The organism is Natronorubrum aibiense, from assembly GCF_009392895.1.
Classification (GTDB): domain Archaea; phylum Halobacteriota; class Halobacteria; order Halobacteriales; family Natrialbaceae; genus Natronorubrum; species Natronorubrum aibiense.
Genome location: NZ_CP045488.1, coordinates 1,667,658 through 1,690,278, shown reverse-complemented (window position 1 = coordinate 1,690,278; position 22,621 = coordinate 1,667,658). Strand labels below are relative to the sequence as shown.

Below are 22,621 nucleotides of genomic sequence, written 5' to 3'. Positions count from 1 at the left end.
GGCCCGCAGGACGGTCGCGGGCCCACCGGGACATCGGTACAGCAGACCGTATGACTGGCCGCCACCCCCTGCGTATCTAGGGAGGGGACATAACCTAGGTGGGCATTGATAGGAGATATATGTCAACAGGTAACTCGAAATCCGATCGGAGTCTCTCGCGGGACGTCGGTCCGTTCGCGGCGATCGCGACCGTGGTCGCCGGGACGCTCGGTGCCGGACTGTTCGTCACGCTTGGGACCGCAAGTTCGACCACCGGTCCCAGCGTGATCCTCATCATCGCCCTCTCGGGACTCATCGCGATGTCGATCGCCGTCAACTACAGCTGGCTCGCGACGATCTTCCCCGCCGCGGGCTCGACGTACTCCTACGTCTCTCGAGCGTTTCGGAACCGGTTGGGCGGTTTCGTCGCGACGTGGTCGCTCTGGCTGGGGTATATGGCCGCCGTCGCCGTGTTGGCTATCGGATTCGGCAGCTACCTGCAAGTGTTTTACGCCGGCATCGATCCGCGACTCGCCGGTGCGGGGTTGATCGCGCTGCTGTTTCTGGTGAACATGCTCGGTATCCGCCGGTACAGCGTCTCGCAGAACGCGATCTTCATCCTACTGGTCGTCTCGATCCTGGTGCTCGTGGTACCGGGCTCGTTCACCATCGAGCCCGCGAACTACACCCCGTTCTTCACGGGTGGATTCGACGGTGCACTCGCCGCCGCAGTGCCGCTGTTTTACGCCTACATCGGGATCGCCGTCGCGGGCGAGATCGGTGCGGAGGTCAAAAACCCCTCGCGGAACCTACCGCTGGCGATGATCGGCGGGACGTTGATCCTCGTCACACTCTACATGTGGACCGCCGCCGTCATCTACGGCGTCGTCGGCGACTACACGGTCCTCGCGAACTCGGACCGGCCGCTGGCGACCGCTGCCGAGACGTTTCTGCCGTTGAACGCGACTGCCGTCGTCGCGTTCGGTGGCCTGCTCGCGACCGCCTCGAGCGTCCACGCCGTGATGGCCGCGGGCATCAAACTCCCCTACTGCTGGGGGTGGGACGAGGTGTTCCCGGCGCGGTTTTCCGAAGTCAACGAGCGCTGGCAGACGCCCCACTGGTCGCTGTTCACCCTCTTTGCCGTCTCGATCGGCCTCACCTTCTGGACCAGCGGTCTCGATCAGGTAATCGCGATCTCGACGTTTAGTTATCTGATCGCCTACGGTGCGGCGTCGCTGACCGCGATGTACGTCTTCGTCGCGAAGCCGACGCTGCGGTCGAAAGCCGCGTTCGACCCGGGTGCGTTGCTCTTCGTGCCGGGCGTGATCGGCCTCGGCGGGTGTCTCGTCTTGCTCTCGCAGGCCTACCAGGGCTCGCTTTCGATCTTCGTACCGTGGCTCGCCATCGGCCTCGCCGTCTTCGGCGTCTACTGGTATCTCGGCCAGCAGTCCGGCACCGACGTCGACGCGATCCTCGATACGCTGCCGGGCGTGCCCACCGACGAGTACGACCCGAACATCCGCGGCGACCTCGAGTCGACCGACGATTCGACCACCCCTGACGGCCACGAGCCGGCCGACGACTGAGAACGATGACAGCTATCGACGACGCGATCGACCCGACGGAGACGATCGACCTGCTCCAAGAGCTGGTCCGAATCGAGAGTCCCTACTTCGAGGAGGACGAAATCGTCGACTTCGTCTACGAGTGGCTCGCGGACAACGGCCTCGATCCCGAGTACCACCCGGTCTCGGAGCCGGAGCTCACCGGCTACGAGGGCAACAACGTCATCGCCCGCCTCGAGGGCAGCGATCCCGACGCCCCGACGCTCTTGCTGAACGCCCACGTCGACACGGTCCAGTTGGTTGACGGCTGGGACGAAGACCCGCTCTCGGGACGACTCGAGAACGGGAAGTGCTACGGCCAAGGGGCTTGTGATATGAAAGGCGGGCTCGCGGCTGCGATGGTCGCGTTCCGGGCGCTCGCCGAGGCCGACGTCGATCTGCGCGGCGACGTGCTCTTCACTGCGGTCGTCGACGAGGAAGGCCCCTACGGCCTCGGGACGAACCAACTCCTTCGGGACGGGCTCACCGACGACTGCGACGCCGCGATCGTCACCGAACCCGGCCCCATCCTCGCTCAGTCGAACCTCGAGAACCCTGCACTCCTGCTCGGTGCTCGCGGCCGATTTCTCTACGAGATCACCGTCCACGGCCGCGCTGCACACGGCTCGAAGCCAGAGACGGGGACGAACGCCGTCGTCGACGCCGGGAAGGTGGCCACCGCGCTATCGGAGATGGACGTCGGCTCCCACCCGAAACTCGGCGCGGGCTCGGTCTGTCCGCTGTTGATCGAGGGCGGCAGTGAGACGCTCTCGGTCCCCGACGAGTGCCGGCTGCTCGTCGACCGGCACGTCGTCCTCGGTGAAGGACCAGAGGACGTCCTCGAGGATGCAAGAACCGTCGTCGACGACCTCGAACTCGACTCCGAGGTCGAGATCGGCTTCCGCGACGCACCCGCGTCGGACGTCTACTGCGGCCCGTATCTCACCGACGAGGACCACCCGCTCGTTCGCTCGCTCGAGGCCGGTACCGAGTCGGTCACCGGCACGAGCCCCGCGATCGGCTACTTCTCGAGTATCGGCGACTTCAACTACCTCGGCCACCGGGCCGACCTCCCGACAGTGATTATCGGCCCCGACGGCGAGAACATCCACGGAACTGGTGAGTTCGTCTACACCGACGAGGTCGTCGACGTCGCTCGTATCCTCGTCTCGTCCGTGGCGGAGTTCGTTGGAACGGCGTAGCGTAGCAGTAGTCGATACCACCGTTTCGTAATTTCGAAAGAGGCGTGAAACTCGCGGTAAGTACAGGGCAAGCAGTTACCGAAGCGGCTATCGATCTGTCCGAACTATGTCAAAAGCCACCTGCTGAATATAGAGGATGGATCCAGCAAACTGGTTCTGTTTGTTTCGGGAACCCTACGATGAATAAGCCGGTCAAGAGATCTGCGGAGTGACTACTCGATTTCTAACTGACCACTTCCGCTACCCTCCTCACCGTCGTTCTCGTCCCATTCGAGTTCGAACTCGATACTTCGTTCAGTCATATTGCCAGCCGGGCCTTCGCGTTCAGCTTTGACCTCGAAGGTTGGTCGGGCAGGGGGATTCAGCGTTACAGACTCGGAGCCTGCTTTCAGGCTGATAGCGTTTCCGCTGTCGAGATTATCCGCGACTTTCCGAAGGTACGATGCGATCTCTTCTCGACTCTGATTGCTTTCCGATTTGAACAGGACTTCTTCAGGCATAATATACGATACGTTGCCTGCACTCATAAGTGAGTCCCCCTATACTGACCACTGGAAATCACCTCTGATCGGTACTCTGGAATGCTGACTATGCGCTTTGTATTCATTATAACTCTTCGAACAGATACGCTGATTGGTAGGAATCCCAGCGGTCAATAAGCAGCTGTAGTTACCGAACTGCAGCATGTCGTAAACGACCGCGGGCGCGGTGGCCCGCGGCTTTTGTAGTTCCCTCAAGTTTAGCTGTGAAGCACTCCCTGTGAGGCGATCTCGTGGGATGAGGTTGGACGGTTTACGTCCACGCCACCACAAGAGGTGGTGGTGTGGCGTCCCGACCCGACCCGGCGCACCCGCACTTGAGGCGGGGTTTTGCGAGGTCGGTAGTTATCCGCGCTGCTGTGACTGTCATCGCCAGTCTCTGTTTTCGCAATCCATCGTACCGCAGCATTCACCGACGCGTTTCGATCCGAGTGATCTTGCTTGAGAGCACACGTATCGTTTTTGCACGTGAACCGTCCACCGTTCCGAGAGCCTTTCTCGCCACACATCGAGCAACGCTGTGAGTTATACTCGGAATCGACATGCTCGACCGGAGCGCCGTGACGGTGGACTTTGTACGTGACTTGCCGTTCAAACTCCTGGAACGGCAGCTTGTGCAATCGGCGGTTCATATAGCTACCGTAGTCGATGTCGTTGCGAATGCCATCGAGCGACTCAAACACCACAACCGGGTTCGGGAACCATTGTACGTAGTGTTCGATGACTTTGCTGAGTCGGTGTAGCGTCCACTCAGTAAAGTTCACCACATGGTTCCCGATTCGGTGAACCTCGCTGTGTTTGCCGTGTTCCTGGCAGCGACGTTTGATGTCGTAGTATCGCTGGCGCTTTTGCTTTACTTGGCCGTAATCGATGGCGAGTTGCGCGAGCGTTTCACGCGACTCTCGGTCGAGAACGGTGGTGGTGATGTTGCGTTCGTTGATGTCGATGGCGATGACTGACTCTGCGTCTTCCGCAGCGTCAATTGTGATGGGGTGTCGTATCGGGACGTGTAGGTAGTACACGCCCTCTCGATACACAACCTCAGCCCGACCCACCTCTAAATCACTCGCGGAATCTAGCGCATGCTTGACGCGATCAAGATCCTGTTTTGCCCCGCGAAGAAACCCACGTACCTTCTCCTTGTATGGCTGGGCACTGATGCGATAGCCAACACGGTTGTCGTCACGAACTTGCAGTTCGTATCCTTCGCCGTGGTTCATAACGAGCGGGAACGCTCCCCATGAATCAGTCGACGGCGGCTGTGGCTTCGGTAACTCGTCGCGGTTGTCGCTGTTACGCCACTTCTTCAACGCACTTTCGTACGCGTCGTAAGCGTCACAAGCTTTCCACACAACGGCTTGTGCGTTATTTTTCACGAAGTCATTCTCGGTCGGCATGACTTGCTTTGCAATCTCGGTCTTACTGTATCCGAGTTCACGCATTGCCCAGGTGTGATTAGCGATGGGCCGAGCGTCGAACCGAGCCTGTTTGAGACGCCAGCGCTCCCCACTCTCTATGTGGAGGCGGAAACGTAGCGTCTCAACAAGCTCATCCATCGTTACATCTAACTCATCAGACCAATTCAAGTTAAAACCACGCACCAGCGCGACGTGGGTTGCTCATTAAGTCGACGGCATTCACCCCCGGGCACGGTGGCCCGGGGTACTCTGCCTGCTTTTATTATAGAATACGTCTCACCACCTCTACCTAGCGATTATACAGCTCGCATTCATGTGTATTCTGTAAATCTCGCCAGTCGTAGGTTTTGTTCAAGAGAGAGACAGCGGATAATGGCTGTTGAGAACCATTGTATGACACGCTCGAACTGCCCTATTCAGTTTCAAGGGCTTTGGTGAATCGCCATACAGCGTCGGGATGTAGTGTCTCACTGCCTTCCTGAGATCGGTCACTTGGTTCGTTACCGCCGGATTCTCGAGGATGCAGTCACGATCGTTCCAGCGTGACGCCTCGAGTGACGCGATTCTTCATGGTAAGTCGCCGCAGTCTAGTGATTCACCAGAGCCGTTTCAAGCATAGTTCTAAAAAAGCCTCGGGCCACCGCGCCCGAGGTTGTTTACTTAAGGACATAAGACCACTTTCCACTGGAACTCAGCCGAACTGATCCAATCCCGACTGCTGGCGGCGTTTGCCTGCCGGATCGGCCACCCACGGTGTTCGTCGGTCACGTTCGTCCTCGAGATCGACTTTCAGGACTTCCCCGGGCTCGTAGCCCGGACACGACGGCCCACATTCCGTGCTGGCGTCGACGACGCGGTCGTATCGCTCGCAGTAGGGTAGTGTCGAGCCGATCGAGTCGGCGGCCCGACAAGCCCCACAGTCGGGGAACCCGTAGGTTCGCCACCCCTTGCCGTAGGCACGTTCGGCGATCCGTCGCCGTCGCTGGGCTTTCGCCTCGGGGGAGACGACGGCGATATCGGTCCGTCCCGGCTGGTACTCGAGGGGTTCGATACCCGACTCGTCGACGGGCAGCGGCGTCGGCTCACGAACGATATCGATCTCGAGGTCGTCGTCCGCCGTGGCGTCGCGATGCACGCGCCAGACGCCGACTTCGTCGGGAATGCGGTGGAGGTGCGCCCGCGTGACGTAGCTCTCGGTCGCGAGGACGATCTCGTCGACCAGCGCGAGGCTGACGTCAGTTCGTAGCTGGGCCTCGAGGTCGCCGGGTCGCCCGAGGTCGGGTTTGTTCTCGATGCCGACGAGGCGATCGTACCAGTCCGGATAGCGCGCGACCTGCCGGACGTACTCGCGGCCCTTTCGTCGGTCGCGTTCGAAAAAGCCGATCTCGCAGGCCCGGTCGGTGGCTCGACGGGCGTGATCCGGGTGACAGTCGAAAGCGTCTTTCCAGTAGCGTGCCCGGCCAGTGCCGACGTTGGATTCGATCGCGGCGTCGGGAATCGACGCACTCGTTAGTTCGAGGCGATCTGCGAAGTTGGGCCCGGGCTCGAGACAGACGGTGTCGAGAATCCGCCCGCCGGGCTCGGCGACGCTCGCTCCGAGTTGGCGGGCGACGAGCCCCTCACGGTGAGCCTCGAGGTGGGCACATAACTCGAGTTCGAACGCGAACTCACTCACGGGCGTCGAAAGGGGGCGAACGGTCAAAAATCTCTTGTCGGAGCACCACTCGACGGTGGGCGGGACTACAGAGAAAGCAGGAGAGAGCCCACGACTTTAGTCCTGTCTCTTACCCACATGTTCGCGGTGTTCCAAACAAGCGTTTTAGACGCTCACAACTTCGATTTGCGACCGGAAACTCGAGGTGAGGATCGATTCGGGTGGCAATCTCAGCGGAGAGGGTGGACGAATGCGGATATTCGATATCGTCGAAGTCGATCCTTAAGGCTGATCAGGCCCGTGAATACCGGGAGTTGTGGTTGTATTCACCGATCCGTTTTCTCACTACAGCGGCTCCATTTGTGGGTAAGAGACAGGACTGAAGTTGTGGGAGGGGGTCAAGGTCGTGGTGCGGCCTTCTGCAGTGCCGTCTCGGCGATGTTGCCGCCGTAGTCGGCGCTTCGGGAGAGCGAATCGAGGATCAGACCGAGCGATTGGGCCTGTACGGAGTCGAGTTCGCGGAGCATGTCGTCGATGGTCCGGGTGTGTTCGTCGATATCGAGGACGGACTCGAGGGCGTCGTGCCCAAGCTGTGCCGCCTCGTCACTGTCGTCGGCGAACAGCGCATCGAGCGATTTTTCGAGGATTGCAGACGCGTCGGCGTTGAGTTCGAGCAGTGCGTCGGCGACGCCTTCGGGGACGTCGCCGAGTTTGCGCGCGAGTTGGCTGATCTTGACGGCGTGGTCGGCGACGCGCTCGAGTTGGCGGGCGCTCGAGTGGTAGTCGAAACAGTCCTCGCGGGAGACACCGAGGGCTTCCGCGGCACGGGGGGATCGCAGTGTCGCACGGAAGATCCGCGAGACGACCAGCCAGAGCCGGTCGACGTCGTCGTCGCGGTCGATCACGTCGGCGGCGATCTCGTTGTCGTTCTCAACGAGCGCACGGACGGCGTCCTCGAGCATCGAGGTCGCAATCAGCCGCATTCGGGTCACGGCGTTGACGATCGACAGCTCCGAAGAGTCGAGCAAGTCCTGGATGACGACGCTATCGGTTCCTTCCTCGACGACTTCGACGCCGATCAGCCCTTGAATCGCACTGCGAATCGACCGTCGCTGTGCCGTCGAGATCTCACTGGACTCGAGCTCGATGATGTCGAATCCGCTGACGTACATCGTCAAAACGGCACGCGTCAACTGCTCGCCCTCGAGTGTGGAGACATCGAGGTGACCTTTCTGGTGGGTCGTGTCTTGCTGTGGTGTGACGAACAACATGTCGTCTTCGGAGTATATTTCGACGGTCGTGCCACTGCTGACGTCGTTGTCGAGTGCCCACGTCTTCGGAAGCGACACTGTATACGTCGATCCACCTGTCACCTGGACCTTGCGTGTCTCCATATGGCTCGCTTTCTATGGGGAGGTCATAAATCTACCCGAACATATATAGAGTGCCCTATGTCCGCGTATTTCTCCTCTAATTGCCTATAGAGCATGGTTTACTGCACATATCGACACATAACTATACACCAACAACAATATACAAACATAGGCCTATATAGCAGACATAGTGGAGTATTTAGTTGATGCAATACTACCAGGACTCGATGGGAACCGACGCACAGCACGAGCCGCCTCAATCCAGTTCTAGCGACTCATCGGACGCGGGAGCCCAGACGGATGGGCGGATGGTCTCGGAGTCGGACGACCGATCACACTCGGAATCGGTCGCGCTCGAGTCCCGGGATCTCGACGTGTACTACGGCGACGATCAGGCGCTCCGGAGTATCGATATGAAGATTCCCGAGGGCCAAGTGACGGCACTCATCGGGCCCTCTGGCTGTGGGAAATCGACGTTCCTGCGGTCGATCAACCGCATGAACGACCTTATCGACGTCGCACGCGTCGACGGCGACCTCTACTTCCAGGGTAAAAACGTCTACGACGACGACGTCGATCCGGTCGCCCTGCGCCGGAAGATTGGCATGGTCTTTCAGAAACCGAACCCGTTCCCGAAGTCGATCCGGGACAACGTCGCCTACGGCCTCCGCGTGCAGGGGAAAGACGACGGCGACGTCGACGAGAAGGTTCGCACGGCACTCGAGCGTGCGGCGTTGCTCGAGGAAGTCGAAGACCAACTCGACTCGAGCGGACTTGACCTCTCGGGCGGACAACAGCAGCGACTCTGCATCGCTCGCGCGATCGCGCCCGACCCAGAAGTGATCCTGATGGACGAACCAGCGTCGGCGCTCGACCCGGTCGCAACCTCGAAGATCGAGGACCTGATCGAGGATCTCTCGAAGGAGTATACGGTCGTCATCGTCACCCACAACATGCAACAGGCCGCCCGAATCTCCGACAAGACAGCCGTCTTCCTGACTGGCGGCGAACTCGTCGAGTTCGACGACACGAACAAGATCTTCGAGAACCCCGAACACGACCGCGTCGAAGACTACATCACCGGCAAGTTCGGGTAACTCCCATGTCGCGAACCGAATTTCAACACCAACTCGAGCAACTGCGATCCGACGTCTACGAGATGGGCACGCTCGTCTGTCGGCGGCTTCGACAGGCTCTCGAGGCGTTCGAAACGAACGACGACGCCCTCGCGGCGGACGTCATCACGGGCGACGAGGAGATCAACGACCGCTACCTCGAGTTGGAACAGGCCTGCGTCGAGCTGTTCGCGCTCCAACAGCCCGTCGCGGGAGACTTGCGGTTCGTCGCGTCCTCGTTCAAGATCCTCACGGATTTGGAGCGAATCGGGGATCTCGCGGTCAATCTGGGCGAATACACACGTCAGACCGAATACCGCCGCTATTCGGACATCGACATCGCATACATCGGCGACCGAACGGTCGAGATGATCGAAGACGCGATGGCTGCCTACGAACGCGGTGACGCGACGTCGACACACGAAATTGCGGCGGCAGACGACAATATCGACACGCTGTGTGAAGGGGCAAGTGAGCTCGTCGTCCGTGACCTCCTCGAGATCGAGACGGGCACCGAGTTCACAGAGAACACCGACGCGCTCCTCGAGGACGTCTCGCGGATGTTGCTGACGATTCGCGATATCGAGCGCGTTGGCGATCACGCGGTCAACATCGCGGCGCGGACGCGCTACATGGTCGACCATGACGACGAACTGATCTACTGATACGGACTCTGTGGTGGTGCCATCGGACTCGCATCTGTTCGGTTTCTACACCAAACTATATATTGGATCCAATGTAGGACGGGTTCTGAAAGGGCCTTTTTCCCGCTCACAAGGCCGTATATCGAGTACATAGCTATGAATCCGACGAAGACCCATATCGAGATATATAGCTACGTACGGATATATATTAGTCATAGCATCGTTTTTCTATAATCTGTGGCACCCTTCTGTTGATGGCAGACAACCAGTTCGGACGGTCGATCGACGCGTTATCACGACGGAAATTTATCGCGACGACCGGTGCAGCAGGTGCGCTTGCGGTCGCAGGGTGTACCGAGAACGAAGCAAGCGAGGAAGACGGACTTTCCGGCGAGGTCGTCATCAAGGGATCCAGCACGGTGTTCCCGGTCTCGGACGCGATGGCCGAGCGGTTCATGGAGGAACACGATGGCGTAAACGTCACGGTCGACTCGACTGGTAGTGGTGGCGGCTTCGAGAACCACTTCTGCCCCGGCGACTCCGACATCAACGGCGCGTCGCGCCAGATTAAGTCCGAAGAGCAGGACCACTGTGCGGAAAACGACGTCACGCCGATGGAGATGCAAATTGCGGGTGACGCGCTGACGATGGCCGTCAGCCCCGAAAACGACTGGGTTGACTGCATGAGCTTCGATGAGATGTCTCAGATCTGGCAGGAAGGTGGTGCCGAGACGTGGGCCGACGTCAACTCCGACTGGCCCGACGAGGAGTTTTCGCTCTACGGTCCCGACACGACTTCGGGGACGTTCGACTGGTTCACCGAGAACGTCGTCGGCGAAGGCGGCAACCACCGTACCGACTACGAGCCGACAGAAGACGACAACATCATCGTCGAAGGCCTCGAGGACGACCCATACGCGATCGGGTACTTCGGCTACGCCTACTACGAAGAAAACAGCGACCGCGTGAAAGCGCTCGAAGTCAAAGAGAGCGAGGACGGCGAATGCGGCGAACCCAGCCTGCAGGCCGCCCAGGCGGGCGACTATCCGATGGCTCGACCGCTGTTTATCTACCCCTCCGAGGAAGCCGTCCAGCGCGAAGAGGTCTACGAGTTCATGAAGTTTTACCTCGAGAACTCGAGTGCCGAGTGGATCGCGGACGAGATCGGCTACGTTCCGTCGAGCCAGGAAGAGGCCGACGCGAATCTGAGCGCGCTCGAAGACGTGGCGGGCAACTAACGCCACGGGAGCGTATCACCGCCAGACGCCCGTAATCACCCATTTCTACACATGAGTACTGATTCAGTAGACGCTGACCTCACCCGGTCAGTTGATGGACGAATCGCAAAAGAGCGGCTGTATCACTGGCTGCTGTTTGGCTGTGCGGCCTTGACTATATTTGTCACAGTCGGTATCGTTGTGACACTGGCAGCCGATGCAGTGACGTTCTTTAGACAAGTCGACGCGCTCGGATTTCTCACCGGCACGACGTGGGAATCGAGTCGGGGCACGTTCGGCGTGCTCCCGCTCGTCAGCGCGACGCTCATCGTGACGGTCGTCTCGGCGATGGTCGCGATCCCGATCGGCACTGCAGCCGCGGTCTATCTGAGCGAATATGCGAGCGACCGCATGCGCTCGGTGTTGAAGCCGGCCCTCGAGATCCTTGCGGGCATCCCGACGGTCGTCTACGGCTATCTCGCGCTCGTCTACCTCACGCCGTGGCTCCGCGCAGCCGGCCTCGAGTTGAACCTGTTCAACCTGCTTTCGGCGTCGATCATGGTCGGTATCATGATCATCCCGATGGTGTCGTCGATCAGTGAAGACGCGATGAGTGCGGTTCCCGATTCGTTGCGTCAGGCCGGCTACGGCCTCGGTGCGACGAAGTACGAAGTGTCGACGGGGATCGTCATCCCGGCCTCGATTTCGGGGATCTTCTCGTCGTACATTCTGGCGCTGTCGCGAGCGATTGGTGAGACCATGATCGTCGTGATGGCAGGCGGGATGCAAGCACGGATGTTCGACATCACCAATCCGTTCGCGAATCTGTTCAACTCCGGCCAGACGATGACGGCCGCGATGGTCCACGCCGTGACGAGCGACGCCACGGGCGGGACGCCGGAGTTCTACTCGATGTTCGCGATCGGGTTGACGCTGTTTTTCATCACCTTCGCGATGAACCTGCTGAGCAATCGAATCGCTATGCGCTACCGAGAGGAGTACCAATGAGACACGACACGACGAACGCAACCACGAGCGAGCGACCACCACGCACTCTCGCGAGTCGAATCGACCATCGATCGCACGGACGTCTCGACCACGGATACCTGCTGTCGGAGGTGCCAGCATAATGGCGACCGCAGACGAGTCCAGCGGGAGTTGGTTCGGTGCTGACGGACAGGTCAGCCAGCGGCGCGGACTGCTGTTCAAACTGAGCTGTCTCGGCGCGACGCTTCTCGCGTTGCTCCTCGTGTTGGTGTTCTTACTCTACGTCGCCAACGACGCAATCCAGCCGTTTACGGCTGACTCGGGGTGGCTCGCCACCGTCGCAGCGACGGTCGTGCTTCCGGCACTCGCGCTCGCTGCCTACTACTATCGCGACGCGGGGCCGTCGGGAACCGTCGCGTACATCTCGCTTGGCCTGCCGATCGCTACGACGTTGCTCACCGGGGGCGTTGTCATTCTCTTTAGACACGTCATCTCACCGCACGGCTGGCTCGCACTCGCCATCGCCGCCGCGGTCGCGGCTGCCGTCCTCGAGGCCCACGCACGCACCCGAACCGCGAGCGCACTCGAGCGACTCGCGGTCGTCGTCCTCGTGCCGTGGTTTGCCCTGATCGGAATTCCCGGCTTCAGCGTCGATTATACGGTCAAAACGCCGCTGTTAGGACAGGAGCTGTTCGACCTGACGATGTCGGTCCCCACGTTGGTGCCGAGCCTTCGGGGCCTGATCGTCTCGCTACCGGTCCTGCCGACGGCAGCGTTGTCGCTTTTGGCATCGTTTACGCTGCCGATCGCCGCGGTCGCCGCTATGTACGTTCGGCGCGTCCGCGAATCTGACCGTGCCGGCGCGATCGGAGGCGTTGCAACGCTCGTCGCCGCTGGGCTCGGTATGGTCGCGGCACCCATCGCCGGACTTGCCCCGGAGACGGGCGTGATTGCGGCGACCGTCGTCGGCACGCCGGTTGGCCTGTACGTCGAGTCCGTCCAGCGACGCGGTGAGGGGACGGCTGGACTCGCTTTCCCCGTCGTGATCGGTGGCGGTGCGGTCCTCGCAGCCGTTCTCGTCAACGCACTTGGGTTCGCCGGCCCTGATCTCTGGCTCGACTGGCAGTTCTTGAACAGTTCGCACAGTACGACGCCGGCGGATGCCGGGATCTATCCCGCGCTCGTCGGCTCGGTGATGATGCTCACCGTCGTCGCGGTTTCGGCGTTCCCGATCGGCGTCGGCGCGGCGGTCTATCTGGAGGAGTACGCGCCGAATCAAGGACGAGCCGGACAGTTCGTCGAGTTCATCGAGATCAACATCGCCAACCTCGCCGGCGTGCCATCGGTCGTCTACGGTGTGCTCGGCCTCGCGTTGTTCGTCCGGACGGCCGGCCTCCAGAGCGGGATCGTCGTCGTCGGCGGGTTTACCATCGCGTTGCTCATCCTCCCGATCATCATCGTCTCCGCACAAGAGGCGATCCGCGGCGTGCCTGATTCGATGCGACAGGCGTCGTACGGGATGGGCGCGACGAAGTGGCAGACCGTCCGGAGCGTCGTCCTCCCGCGTGCGATGCCGGGCATCCTGACGGGGACCATCCTCGCGCTCGGTCGCGCGATCGGGGAGACGGCACCGTTACTGATGGTTGGCGTCGCCGCCGTCGTTCGGATCCCGCCGAACTCGTTTTTCGGCCTGTTCAGCGCGATGCCACGCCAGATCTACTCCTGGTCGCGACTCATCTCCACTGACTTCCGGTACGGCGTCCTCGCCGCCGGCGTGTTGACGCTGCTGATCGTCATGTTGATGATGAACGCGAGCGCGATCGTGCTTCGGAACAAGTACCAGCGAAACAGCTGACACTGCGGCCGTCCGCGTCTCGAGTCCCCAGCGATCCGCCATCGATCGTCGACCGTCTAACCACCCTCGAGACGTGTTGTCTGCGTTTTCCGTGTATCCGTATCGATACGCTCGCCGCTGTCCGTAGCGGTGTGTCGCCCCCGACGACTGTCGACCGGTACTGAGCCCTATATATCAGACTACAGGACACATATAAACGGCTTATCCGAGCCCCTTCGAAGCACCGCTGAGTAACCCGTGACCACAGCTAGTTCTTCGTTCAACGACGGACTCTCGTTCGACACTCGGTACCTCGAGCTCGACGCCTACGACGATGTCTACGTCATCGGTGACGTCCACGGCTGTCTCGAGACCCTCGAGGAGTTGCTATCGACGCTCGACCTCGGACCGAACGACCTCGGCATTTTTGTCGGCGATCTGATCAGAAAAGGGCCAGCGAGCGACGGCGTTCTCGAGCGAGTTCGAACCACCCCACAGCTGCTGTCCGTCCGCGGGAACAACGAACAGAAGGTCATCGACGGGCGCGCCACGCTCGAGTCGCTCGATGACCGCGCCCACGCGTATCTCGAGTCGCTGCCGACCGCGATCGCCTGGGAGGGCGGCCTCGTCGTCCACGGCGGCGTCGACCCGAATCGGCCGTTGGCCGCACACTCAGATGCAGACGTCATCTCGATGCGGGCACCCGACGGTGACGGCTACGACGGCCCGTTCTGGTTCGACGAGTATCAGGGACCGCCACGGATCTTTTTCGGCCACACCGTGCTCGAAGACCCCCTCGAGCGCGAGTGGGCGGTGGGACTGGATACGGGTTGTGTTTACGGCGGCAGTCTGACGGCTTACGACGTCCGCAAAGACCGATTCGTGCGCGTCTCGACGGACGGTCACAAGGATCGTTCGGACGACAAGATCGTCGACGCCGACGCGTGAGCGAGGAGAGACGAATGTGCGAGTCAGTATCCGACGACGAGCAGACGGGGGAGGGAAGCGAGACGACGACAGAGGCAGGGAGTGAGACGACAAACGACCACGATGAGCGACCGCTCGACAACGGATCGACGAGCGATGACGGCGGCGAAATACCAGCCGACGAGAACGAGGCGACGTCATCGCTCGAGTCGGACGAGCGGGAGTCATGGGCGACAGTCAACGAGGAGTTGCGGTTTCGCTCGAGTGCAGCCGGATTCGGAACGCTCGAGGACGGAGACGAAACGGAGACCGACCGAGGGACGGTCGAGACGGAATCGGACGACGATCGAGAGACAGCCGAAATACCGGCGATTTCCGACCGAGAGGCGGCAGAAACGGACTCAGACGCCGACGTGTCGGCGGTCGACCTCACCGAGTCGCGCTACTATCTCAATCGTGAACTCAGCGAACTCGCATTTCAACGGCGCGTCCTCCACGAGGCCATCGACGACACGAACCCGCTGTTAGAGCGAGTGAAGTTTTTGGCCATCCTCACGACGAACATGGATGAGTTCGTCCGCAAGCGCATCGGAGGACTGAAACAGCAGATCGCCGCGGGGATCACCGAGGAGACGCCCGATGGACGAACGCCGGCCGAGCAGTGGGAAGCCGCCCTCGAGGAAGCCCGGCCGCTGTTCGACCGACAGAGTCGGTGTTATCGAGACGAGATCCGGCCCGCGCTTTCGGACGCCGGAATTCAGGTCGTCGACTACGACGACCTCTCGAAAGCCGAACAAGCGCAACTGCGGACGCAGTTCGAGAGTTCGATCTTGCCGACGCTGACCCCGCTGACGTTCGACCCGGCCCACCCGTTCCCGTTTATTTCGAATCAGAGCCTCTCGCTTGCGGTCCTGACCCGAGAACACCCCGACGCCGAAGTCACCTTTTCGCGGGTGAAGATCCCCCGCAATCAGCGCCGGTTCATTCAGATCGGCGACGAGACGCGGTACGTCCTGCTTGAGGACATCGTCCGATCGAACCTCGAGTTACTGTTTCCGGACGTCGAACTCGTCGAGACGGCGCTGTTCCGGGTGACGCGAAACGCCGAGGTGCGACGCGACGAAGACGTCGCCGAAGACCTAATCGAGCTGATCGAGGAGGTGCTTGAGGAACGCCGCTTTGGGACCGTCGTCCGGCTCGAGATCGAACGCGACGCACCGGACGCGATCCGCGACGTGCTCACGCGGGAACTCGACCTCGACGATCGGGAAGTGTTCGAGCTCGACGGCCCGCTCGATTATCGGGACTTCATCGAACTGACGGCGCTGGATCGGCCGGCGCTACAGGTGCCCGAGTGGACGCCGCAGCCTCACCCGCGACTCGGCGCGCACGAGGATGGGACGAACATCTTCGACAGCGTTCGCGAGCGGGACGTCCTCGTCCACCACCCCTATCACGCCTTCGAAGGGACCGTCCAACGCTTTCTCGAGACGGCGGCGAACGATCCCGACGTGTTGGCGATCAAGGCAACGATCTACCGTACGGCGAGCGATTCCCAGATCATCGAGAGCCTGATCGAGGCCGCCCGGAACGGGAAACAGGTCGCCGTCATGGTCGAACTCAAAGCTCGCTTCGACGAGAAGAACAACCTCGAGTGGGCGAAGAAACTCGAGGAGGAGGGCATCCACGTCGCCTACGGCACGGTGGGCTACAAGACCCACACGAAGACGTCGCTGGTCGTCCGCAGGGAGGACGACGGCGTTCGACTCTACTCACACGTCGGAACCGGCAACTACCACTCCGAGACCGCAAAGCACTACGAGGACCTCGGATTGCTGACGGCCGATCGGGACATCGGGCAGGACCTCGTCAGGCTGTTCAACTACTTTACCGGCCACTCGATGCACCGCGAGTATCGAAAGCTGCTCATCGCGCCGGGGAACATGCGCGAGCGGTTCACCGACCTGATTCGGGCCGAAGCCGAGCGGGCGCGAGCGGGCGAGAACGCTCGGATCGTCGCCAAAATGAACCGACTCGAGGACCCCGAGATCGTCCGGGAACTCTACCGGGCGTCGATGGCCGGCGTCGAGATCGATCTCATCGTGCGGGACATCTGCCGGCTCCGCCCGGGACTCGAGGACGTCAGCGAGACGATCACGGTTCACAGCATCGTCGGCCGCTTCCTCGAGCACTCCCGGATCTTTTACTTCCGGGCCGGCGGCGACGAGCGCTACTACATCGGCTCGGCCGACTGGATGGCGCGCAACCTCGACAGCCGCGTCGAAGCGATCACGCCGATCGAGGCACCGCCGCTGCAAGCGCGCCTCGAGGACATCCTCGAGACGCTGTTGAGCGATACGGAAAACCGGTGGATGATGCACTCGGATGGACGCTACGAGCGGTGTGCGCAGATGTCAGACTCGAGTCTGGACGCCCACCAGACGTTTATGCAGGCGGCGAGCGAGCCGAATCAGGAGTGAGCCGCCGGTCGCGGCCGTCGCGATTCGAGATCACCAATCGGCTATCTTTCTGCGAGGAGAGCGAGGCGGAGGTCACCTCCACTCCAGCGGCAGTCTCAATAGTTCTATGAGACACCACACGGTAGTCCGTAAGGCTCCTAGAAACGGCCTTGTACGGCCCGGTTGTGGTCGAAACTGGATGACGACCGCGCCCTCGAGAACCGGCGTCGGAGCCAGCAGTCATCCCGATCGCGATCGCCGATCCACGCGAGCGAGCATCGGGCAACAACCAGTACCGTCCCACAGTTCCACACCCCACATACCATCCATGTCCACCCAGACTGACACCTGTCCGCTGTGTGCGTACACCGGCAAGACCAACACCGACGTGTACAACCACTTGCTGACCAGTCACCGAAAAAGCGCGATCAGCAACCGGTTGCTCGAGCGCCAGTCCGATTCCCGACAGCGCTGAGCGCCGGCGGAGCCGCCACGTTGTGGATCCTCCTCTTTTGTCAGTACACAGCTATCGCGCGTCGTTGCCGTGCCGACGCGGTCGCTCACACACCAAGCCGAGTTCCCATCGCTATCTGGCTGTTGTCAAGTAGCCGTCGACACGCGCCAGCGTCCGCTCGAGCCGATCGCCGTACGCGGCGAGGGCGGCGAGTACCGGATGCGTCCGGTCGCACTCGCCGTAGCAGTACCGCTCGAAGACACCCATGTCGGCGATCGTGAGCTGTCGCCGTCGCCAGATCGTCTCCTGACGGGCAGCGGCGAACTCATCACACCGGATCCGAAGGTTGGTGAGGCGCTCTCTCGTGAGCCGGAGCGCGTTGAACTCGAGTTGCGCCAGCGGCTGTGCGCGAAGTGACTCGAGATCCGCACGGAGTGTCGCGAGGGTCTGCGTCGCCGTCTCGAGTTCGGCGTGTTCGTCCTCGATCGCATCGATGAGCTGTGTTCGGGCGTCGATGGCGTGGTCGGTCGCCGCGATCACCGACTGTTTGATCGGCGGGTGTACCTGCGAACTCCCGTCGATCGCCGCCGCCAGCTCCGCGCCGAGTTCGCCGGCCATGTGCTCGCGGCAGGGTTCGGCGTACACGTCGTCGTAGTGCGGGATGGCCATCACCGTGTCGCGATAGGCGTCGACGATCGACTCGAGACCGCCAACTCGGGGCGTCGAGTGAGGGCGAACGGCTATCGGCGAGCCGACCGTGTGCGATGCCACTGCGGCCGTACTGGGTGCAGCCGTCTCGAGTCGTGCGACACGCGAGCGAAACCGTTCGAACGCGCGTCGTTCGGCGGTCAACTGCGTGTGTTCGCGGTCAAGTGCCGCGGTTGCCGACTCGAGAACGGCCCTTTGAGGTGCGGACACAGCCGGAGCGGGGGCCCGCAACAGGGTAAATCACGCTATTAGCGCTCTAGCGACGACCGGGCAGGTACCGAGCGGAACGTACTGCTACAGAGCAGGCGCTCGAGGAAGGGGACCGACGGCCGTCACACCGGTAATTCGCTGCCATCGCGCCGTGTTAGCCACTACCGGTCGATACTGATCGCCTCGAGCAAGTATGGAGTCCTCAATACGGCAATTAGCAGCGGTTTTGTGGGTTTCCGACCGAGAGGAAACTACCGTGTCCGAGGTTACCAACCCATGAGCGGTTCCGCAACTGGTCACGACGATCGAAGCGTTAGCGACCGATTGGCCACCGCTGCGGCGAATACGGAGCACGCACCCGCACTCGAGTGCGTCGTCGTCCGGTATCGAGATCGGCCGGATCGCTGTACGATCGCCCCACGCGAGTGTACGGAGGACGAACGGTTGACCAACTGGCTGTCGGCCGATATGGCTGCGGTCGTCGACCTCGACGACGCTCGGTGAGCACGGATGCTCGGCGTCCGCCGTGCTCGATGGCGACATCCGCCCGACGACCATCGTACTCGACGGTGACACTCGAGCGCGGCTGCTCGAGTCATCGCCTGCAGGAAACCGTACTACGGGACGGGGGGACCGTAGTACAGCAGTCGAATACGGACGAACTGTTATCCTCGAGGAATCCATACGGCAACGTACAATGTGGACGCGACGGACATTCGTCGGCGCTGTTGCCGGTACAGCAACCCTGCTTTCGGGCTGTCTCGGGGACGACAACGGCGACGATGACGAGGGTGAAGACGACGACGATGAGGGGGTCGGGAGCTACGACACGCGACTCGACGAGATGGACGACTACGATCTGATCGACCACACCGGAGAGTCCGAAGTGGCGATCCAAATCTCGCCGAACCGCGACCCGCCGTTCGATCCAGACCCGATCGTCGTCGACAGGCTGACGACGATCACCTGGCGATGGGGCGACAGCAGCGGCGAGGTGTATCCGATCGAGATCCCCAGCCCGTGTCAGTGGTCCGGCAGCGACGGTGGCACCAGTCACTCCTGGGAGTTCCCGTTCGAGGGGAAATACGACATCGGCTACACCGCAGCGGACGTCGAGGAAGTCACTGGTACGATGTTCGTCGTCGATCCGAACGAGTGAGAGTACGGGGCCACGACGCGCCCGAAACCGTTCAACTGGATGTGACAGTCCCCGAAACGAAGGCAACTCCGGGAATCGAATCGCCCTCAGAACAGTAGGTTTATCAAGCGCACGACGGAACCCTTATCTAAGATTACTCACCGTCTTATGGCAGGAAATCAACAACCGGAGGTGAACATCGGGCTCGTCGGTCACGTCGACCACGGCAAGACCACGCTGGTACAGGCCCTCAGTGGATCGTGGACTGACCAGCACTCAGAGGAGATGAAACGCGGTATCTCCATCAGGCTCGGCTACGCCGACGCCACGTTCCGTCACTGTGCGGAGCTGGACGAACCCGAGTGTTACACCGTCGAAGAGGAGTGTCCGGACGGCTCGCCGAGTGAGCCGCTTCGGACCGTTTCGTTCGTCGACGCCCCTGGTCACGAGACCCTGATGGCGACGATGCTCTCTGGTGCGTCGCTGATGGACGGCGCCGTGTTGGTCATCAGTGCCAGCGAGCCCGTCCCACAGCCTCAGACCGAAGAGCACCTGATGGCGCTCGACATCATCGGCATCGACAACATCGTCATCGCCCAGAACAAGGTCGACCTCGTCAGCGGCGACCAGGCCCGACAGAACTACGAGGAGATCCAGGAGTTCGTCGAGGGCACGGTCGCCGAAGACGCACCCGTCGTCCCGGTCTCGGCCGGGCAAGAGGTCAACCTCGACCTGCTGATGCAGGCGATCGAGGAGGAGATTCCAACTCCCGATCGAGACCCTGACGCCGATCCACGAATGCACGTCGCCCGCAGTTTCGACATCAACAAACCGGGGACAACCCACGAAAACCTCGCTGGCGGCGTCCTCGGCGGCAGCCTCGTTCAGGGTGAACTCGAGGTCGGCGACGAGATCGAGATCCGCCCCGGCCGCGAAGTCGAGGAAGGCGGGCAGACCGAGTACGTCCCGATCCAGACGACGATTCGCTCGCTGCAAGCCGGCGGCGAGACCGTCGACACCGTCACGCCGGGTGGCTTACTCGGCGTCGGGACCGGGCTCGACCCTGCACTGACCAAAGGCGACGCACTCGCCGGACGGCTGGCAGGCCCACCGGGGTCGCTGCCACCGACCTGGGAGCAGTTCACCATGAACGTCGACCTGCTCGACCGCATCGTCGGTGCCGAACACGGCGAGACCGTCGACGAGATCAGCACTGGCGAGCCACTGATGATGACCGTCGGCACCGCGACGACTGTCGGTGCCGTCACGAGCGCTCGCGAGGGCGAGTGTGAGGTTAACCTCAAACGGCCCGTCGCCGCCGAACCGGGCGCAAAGATCGCGATCAACCGCCGTATCGGTGCTCGCTGGCGGCTGATCGGTCTCGGAACGCTCAAAGAATAACACCGACAGCGACGAGCATGACATCCCCGACGCAGGTCGCCCTCGACACGAGCGCGCTCATGATGCCCGTCGAACTCGACGTTCGACTGTTCGACGAACTCGATCGAGTGGTAGACGGGTACGAGCTAGTCGCGCCACAGGCCGTCATCGAAGAACTCCGCCGACTCTCGGAGAAAGGTGGCAAAGAGGGAACGGCTGCAAACGTCGGGCACGATCTGGCGACCGAGCGCTGTCTCATCGTCGATACTGAGGCATCGTACGCCGACGACGCGCTGGTCGAACTCGCCCGCGAGGGCGTCGCCGACTACGTCGTCACGAACGATCGCCCGCTCGGCGAGCGGGTACGCGAAGTACGCGTACCGGTAATTGCATTACGCGGGAGAAACAAGTTAGCGATCACTCAACCATAGATGTACAAACGGGTCAGATTAAAAGACACGGTAGAAGTACCACCGGAGGAACTCGGCGACGTCTCGCCGGACCTCGTGAAGCGACTGCTACAGGACAAACTCGAAGGCCGCATGGACGAGGAAGTCGGCAGCGTCGTCTCGGTCACCGAAGTCCACGACATCGGTGAGGGGACGGTGCTGCCGAACCGACCGGGCGTCTACTACGAAGCGGACTTCGACGCTGTCACCTTCGATCCGCAGATGCAGGAAGTCGTCGACGGTACCGTCGTCGAGGTCGTCGAGTTCGGCGCCTTCGTCGGCATCGGCCCCGTCGACGGGCTGCTGCACGTCTCGCAGATCAGCGACGAGTACCTCGCCTTCGACGGTGAGAACCAGCAACTCGCCTCCAACGAATCGAACCGCACCCTCGGCGTCGACGACGCCGTCCGCGCCCGCATCGTCACCAAAAGCATCGACGAGCGCAACCCGCGTGACTCCAAGATCGGCCTGACGGCGAAACAGCCCGGCCTCGGCAAGCACGGCTGGCTCGAGGAAGACCACGAGAAACGCGAAGCGGCGGCGGGTGAATAACCATGGCTTCGGACCGTCTCGTCTGTCGCGAGTGCCACCGGGTCAACGATCCGGACAACGAGACCTGCGACGCCTGTAACTCCTCGTCGCTGACCGAAGACTGGGCCGGCTACGTCGTCATCGCCCATCCCGAAGACAGCGAAATCGCGACGGAGATGCAGGTGACCGAGCCCGGCGCGTACGCACTGAAGGTCCGGTAACGTGACTCGCGACGACGACCGCGCGGCAACCGCCACCGACGACGAGCCACTGCTGGTGCTTCCTGACGACCTCCGACACGAACTCAAAGAGCCGATGGGCCCAATCGAAACCGACGCCGATCGACTCCTCAAGGCCGTCGACGGCCCGCTGATCGCCGTCGGCGACGTCGTCACCTACCACCTGCTCGAGGCGGGGCGGCCGCCGGACGTCGCCGTCGTCGACGAACGGACCAAACGGAAGACGGTCGACGAGGAGATCCGCGAGACCGTCACCGAGGAAACGACACTCGAAGTCGCGAACCCGCCCGCCGAACTGTCTGCGGCGATGATCGAGGCACTCGTCGACGCCCTCGCTCGCGACGAGCCAACCACGATCCTGGTCGACGGCGAGGAGGATCTGGTCGCGCTGCCAGCGATCGTCGCTGCCCCCGAGGGGGCAAGCGTCGTCTACGGCCAACCCGACGAAGGGATGGTCCACGTCAAGGTCGCAGACGACCACCGCGAGGCGATGCGCGACCTGCTCGAGCGCTTCGAGGGCGACACCGAGCGGTTCTGGTCGCTGCTCGAAGGGTGCTGAT

The 22,621-nt window shown here is 61.7% G+C and carries 22 protein-coding genes; 17 read left to right on the top strand and 5 right to left on the bottom strand.

The features are described from left to right. Positions 1-119: 119 nt before the first annotated feature. Positions 120-1,565, top strand: coding sequence for an APC family permease (locus GCU68_RS08260; RefSeq protein ID WP_152940609.1), 1,446 nt, complete (start codon positions 120-122; stop codon positions 1,563-1,565). 5 nt (positions 1,566-1,570) lie between these two features. Continuing rightward, positions 1,571-2,785 carry a M20 family metallopeptidase gene (locus GCU68_RS08255; RefSeq protein WP_152940607.1) on the top strand — a complete coding sequence of 405 codons (1,215 nt, stop codon included), beginning with the start codon at positions 1,571-1,573 and terminating at the stop codon, positions 2,783-2,785. Positions 2,786-2,997: 212 nt separating this feature from the next. Here the strand turns inward: GCU68_RS08255 and GCU68_RS08250 are convergent, their stop codons facing one another. From GCU68_RS08250 to GCU68_RS08235, 4 genes are all read right to left on the bottom strand, one after another. Continuing rightward, complete coding sequence (locus GCU68_RS08250; protein WP_152942604.1) at positions 2,998-3,285, bottom strand: amphi-Trp domain-containing protein; 288 nt, start codon at positions 3,283-3,285, stop codon at positions 2,998-3,000. 239 nt (positions 3,286-3,524) lie between these two features. Then, positions 3,525-4,880, bottom strand: coding sequence for an RNA-guided endonuclease TnpB family protein (locus tag GCU68_RS08245; protein WP_152940605.1), 1,356 nt, complete (start codon positions 4,878-4,880; stop codon positions 3,525-3,527). Between the two features lie 553 nt (positions 4,881-5,433). Further along, positions 5,434-6,417 (bottom strand): DUF5787 family protein, encoded by a 984-nt coding sequence (locus GCU68_RS08240; RefSeq protein ID WP_152940603.1) that lies wholly within the window; start codon positions 6,415-6,417, stop codon positions 5,434-5,436. 377 nt (positions 6,418-6,794) lie between these two features. Beyond that, complete coding sequence (locus tag GCU68_RS08235) at positions 6,795-7,790, bottom strand: phosphate uptake regulator PhoU (RefSeq protein WP_152940601.1); 996 nt, start codon at positions 7,788-7,790, stop codon at positions 6,795-6,797. A gap of 206 nt (positions 7,791-7,996) precedes the next feature. Between GCU68_RS08235 and pstB the strand changes: the two genes are divergently transcribed. From pstB to GCU68_RS21285, 8 genes are all read left to right on the top strand, one after another. Then, the gene (pstB, locus tag GCU68_RS08230; RefSeq protein WP_152943660.1) at positions 7,997-8,866 is read left to right on the top strand and encodes a phosphate ABC transporter ATP-binding protein PstB; all 870 of its coding nucleotides are present in this window, start codon (positions 7,997-7,999) and stop codon (positions 8,864-8,866) included. Between the two features lie 5 nt (positions 8,867-8,871). Further along, positions 8,872-9,549, top strand: a complete 678-nt coding sequence (gene phoU, locus GCU68_RS08225; RefSeq protein WP_152940599.1) for a phosphate signaling complex protein PhoU — start codon at positions 8,872-8,874, stop codon at positions 9,547-9,549. A 233-nt stretch (positions 9,550-9,782) separates the two neighbouring features. Beyond that, positions 9,783-10,766, top strand: a complete 984-nt coding sequence (locus GCU68_RS08220) for a PstS family phosphate ABC transporter substrate-binding protein (RefSeq protein ID WP_152940597.1) — start codon at positions 9,783-9,785, stop codon at positions 10,764-10,766. Positions 10,767-10,817: 51 nt separating this feature from the next. Continuing rightward, entirely contained in the window at positions 10,818-11,753 is a 936-nt protein-coding gene (gene pstC / locus GCU68_RS08215; RefSeq protein ID WP_152940595.1) for a phosphate ABC transporter permease subunit PstC, read from the top strand. Between the two features lie 121 nt (positions 11,754-11,874). Beyond that, positions 11,875-13,587 carry a phosphate ABC transporter permease PstA gene (gene pstA, locus GCU68_RS08210; protein ID WP_152940593.1) on the top strand — a complete coding sequence of 571 codons (1,713 nt, stop codon included), beginning with the start codon at positions 11,875-11,877 and terminating at the stop codon, positions 13,585-13,587. 237 nt (positions 13,588-13,824) lie between these two features. Beyond that, positions 13,825-14,514: a metallophosphoesterase family protein gene (locus GCU68_RS08205; protein WP_152940591.1), complete on the top strand. Its 690-nt coding sequence runs from the start codon at positions 13,825-13,827 to the stop codon at positions 14,512-14,514. A gap of 14 nt (positions 14,515-14,528) precedes the next feature. Then, a complete protein-coding gene (gene ppk1, locus GCU68_RS08200; protein WP_152940589.1) occupies positions 14,529-16,973 on the top strand; it encodes a polyphosphate kinase 1 in 2,445 nt (814 codons plus the stop codon). A 307-nt stretch (positions 16,974-17,280) separates the two neighbouring features. Next, a complete protein-coding gene (locus tag GCU68_RS21285) occupies positions 17,281-17,427 on the top strand; it encodes a hypothetical protein (RefSeq protein WP_168927078.1) in 147 nt (48 codons plus the stop codon). Positions 17,428-17,538: 111 nt separating this feature from the next. On the opposite strand, the gene GCU68_RS08195 is transcribed toward GCU68_RS21285, so the two are convergent. Then, positions 17,539-18,324: a DUF7260 family protein gene (locus GCU68_RS08195; protein WP_152940587.1), complete on the bottom strand. Its 786-nt coding sequence runs from the start codon at positions 18,322-18,324 to the stop codon at positions 17,539-17,541. 276 nt (positions 18,325-18,600) lie between these two features. Between GCU68_RS08195 and GCU68_RS08190 the strand changes: the two genes are divergently transcribed. From GCU68_RS08190 to GCU68_RS08160, 7 genes are all read left to right on the top strand, one after another. Continuing rightward, on the top strand, positions 18,601-18,828 hold the full coding sequence (locus GCU68_RS08190) for a DUF7511 domain-containing protein (protein ID WP_152940585.1): 228 nt from the start codon (positions 18,601-18,603) through the stop codon (positions 18,826-18,828). Positions 18,829-19,021: 193 nt separating this feature from the next. Then, positions 19,022-19,483, top strand: coding sequence for a cupredoxin domain-containing protein (locus GCU68_RS08185; RefSeq protein ID WP_152940583.1), 462 nt, complete (start codon positions 19,022-19,024; stop codon positions 19,481-19,483). Between the two features lie 147 nt (positions 19,484-19,630). Beyond that, on the top strand, positions 19,631-20,863 hold the full coding sequence (locus GCU68_RS08180) for a translation initiation factor IF-2 subunit gamma (protein WP_152940581.1): 1,233 nt from the start codon (positions 19,631-19,633) through the stop codon (positions 20,861-20,863). 17 nt (positions 20,864-20,880) lie between these two features. Then, positions 20,881-21,273, top strand: coding sequence for a PIN domain-containing protein (locus GCU68_RS08175; protein ID WP_152940579.1), 393 nt, complete (start codon positions 20,881-20,883; stop codon positions 21,271-21,273). Then, positions 21,274-21,843 (top strand): DNA-directed RNA polymerase, encoded by a 570-nt coding sequence (locus GCU68_RS08170; RefSeq protein ID WP_152940577.1) that lies wholly within the window; start codon positions 21,274-21,276, stop codon positions 21,841-21,843. Between the two features lie 2 nt (positions 21,844-21,845). After that, positions 21,846-22,043: a transcription elongation factor subunit Spt4 gene (spt4, locus tag GCU68_RS08165; RefSeq protein WP_152940575.1), complete on the top strand. Its 198-nt coding sequence runs from the start codon at positions 21,846-21,848 to the stop codon at positions 22,041-22,043. 1 nt (position 22,044) lies between these two features. Further along, positions 22,045-22,620 carry a GTP-dependent dephospho-CoA kinase family protein gene (locus GCU68_RS08160; RefSeq protein WP_152940573.1) on the top strand — a complete coding sequence of 192 codons (576 nt, stop codon included), beginning with the start codon at positions 22,045-22,047 and terminating at the stop codon, positions 22,618-22,620. Position 22,621 lies beyond the last annotated feature (1 nt).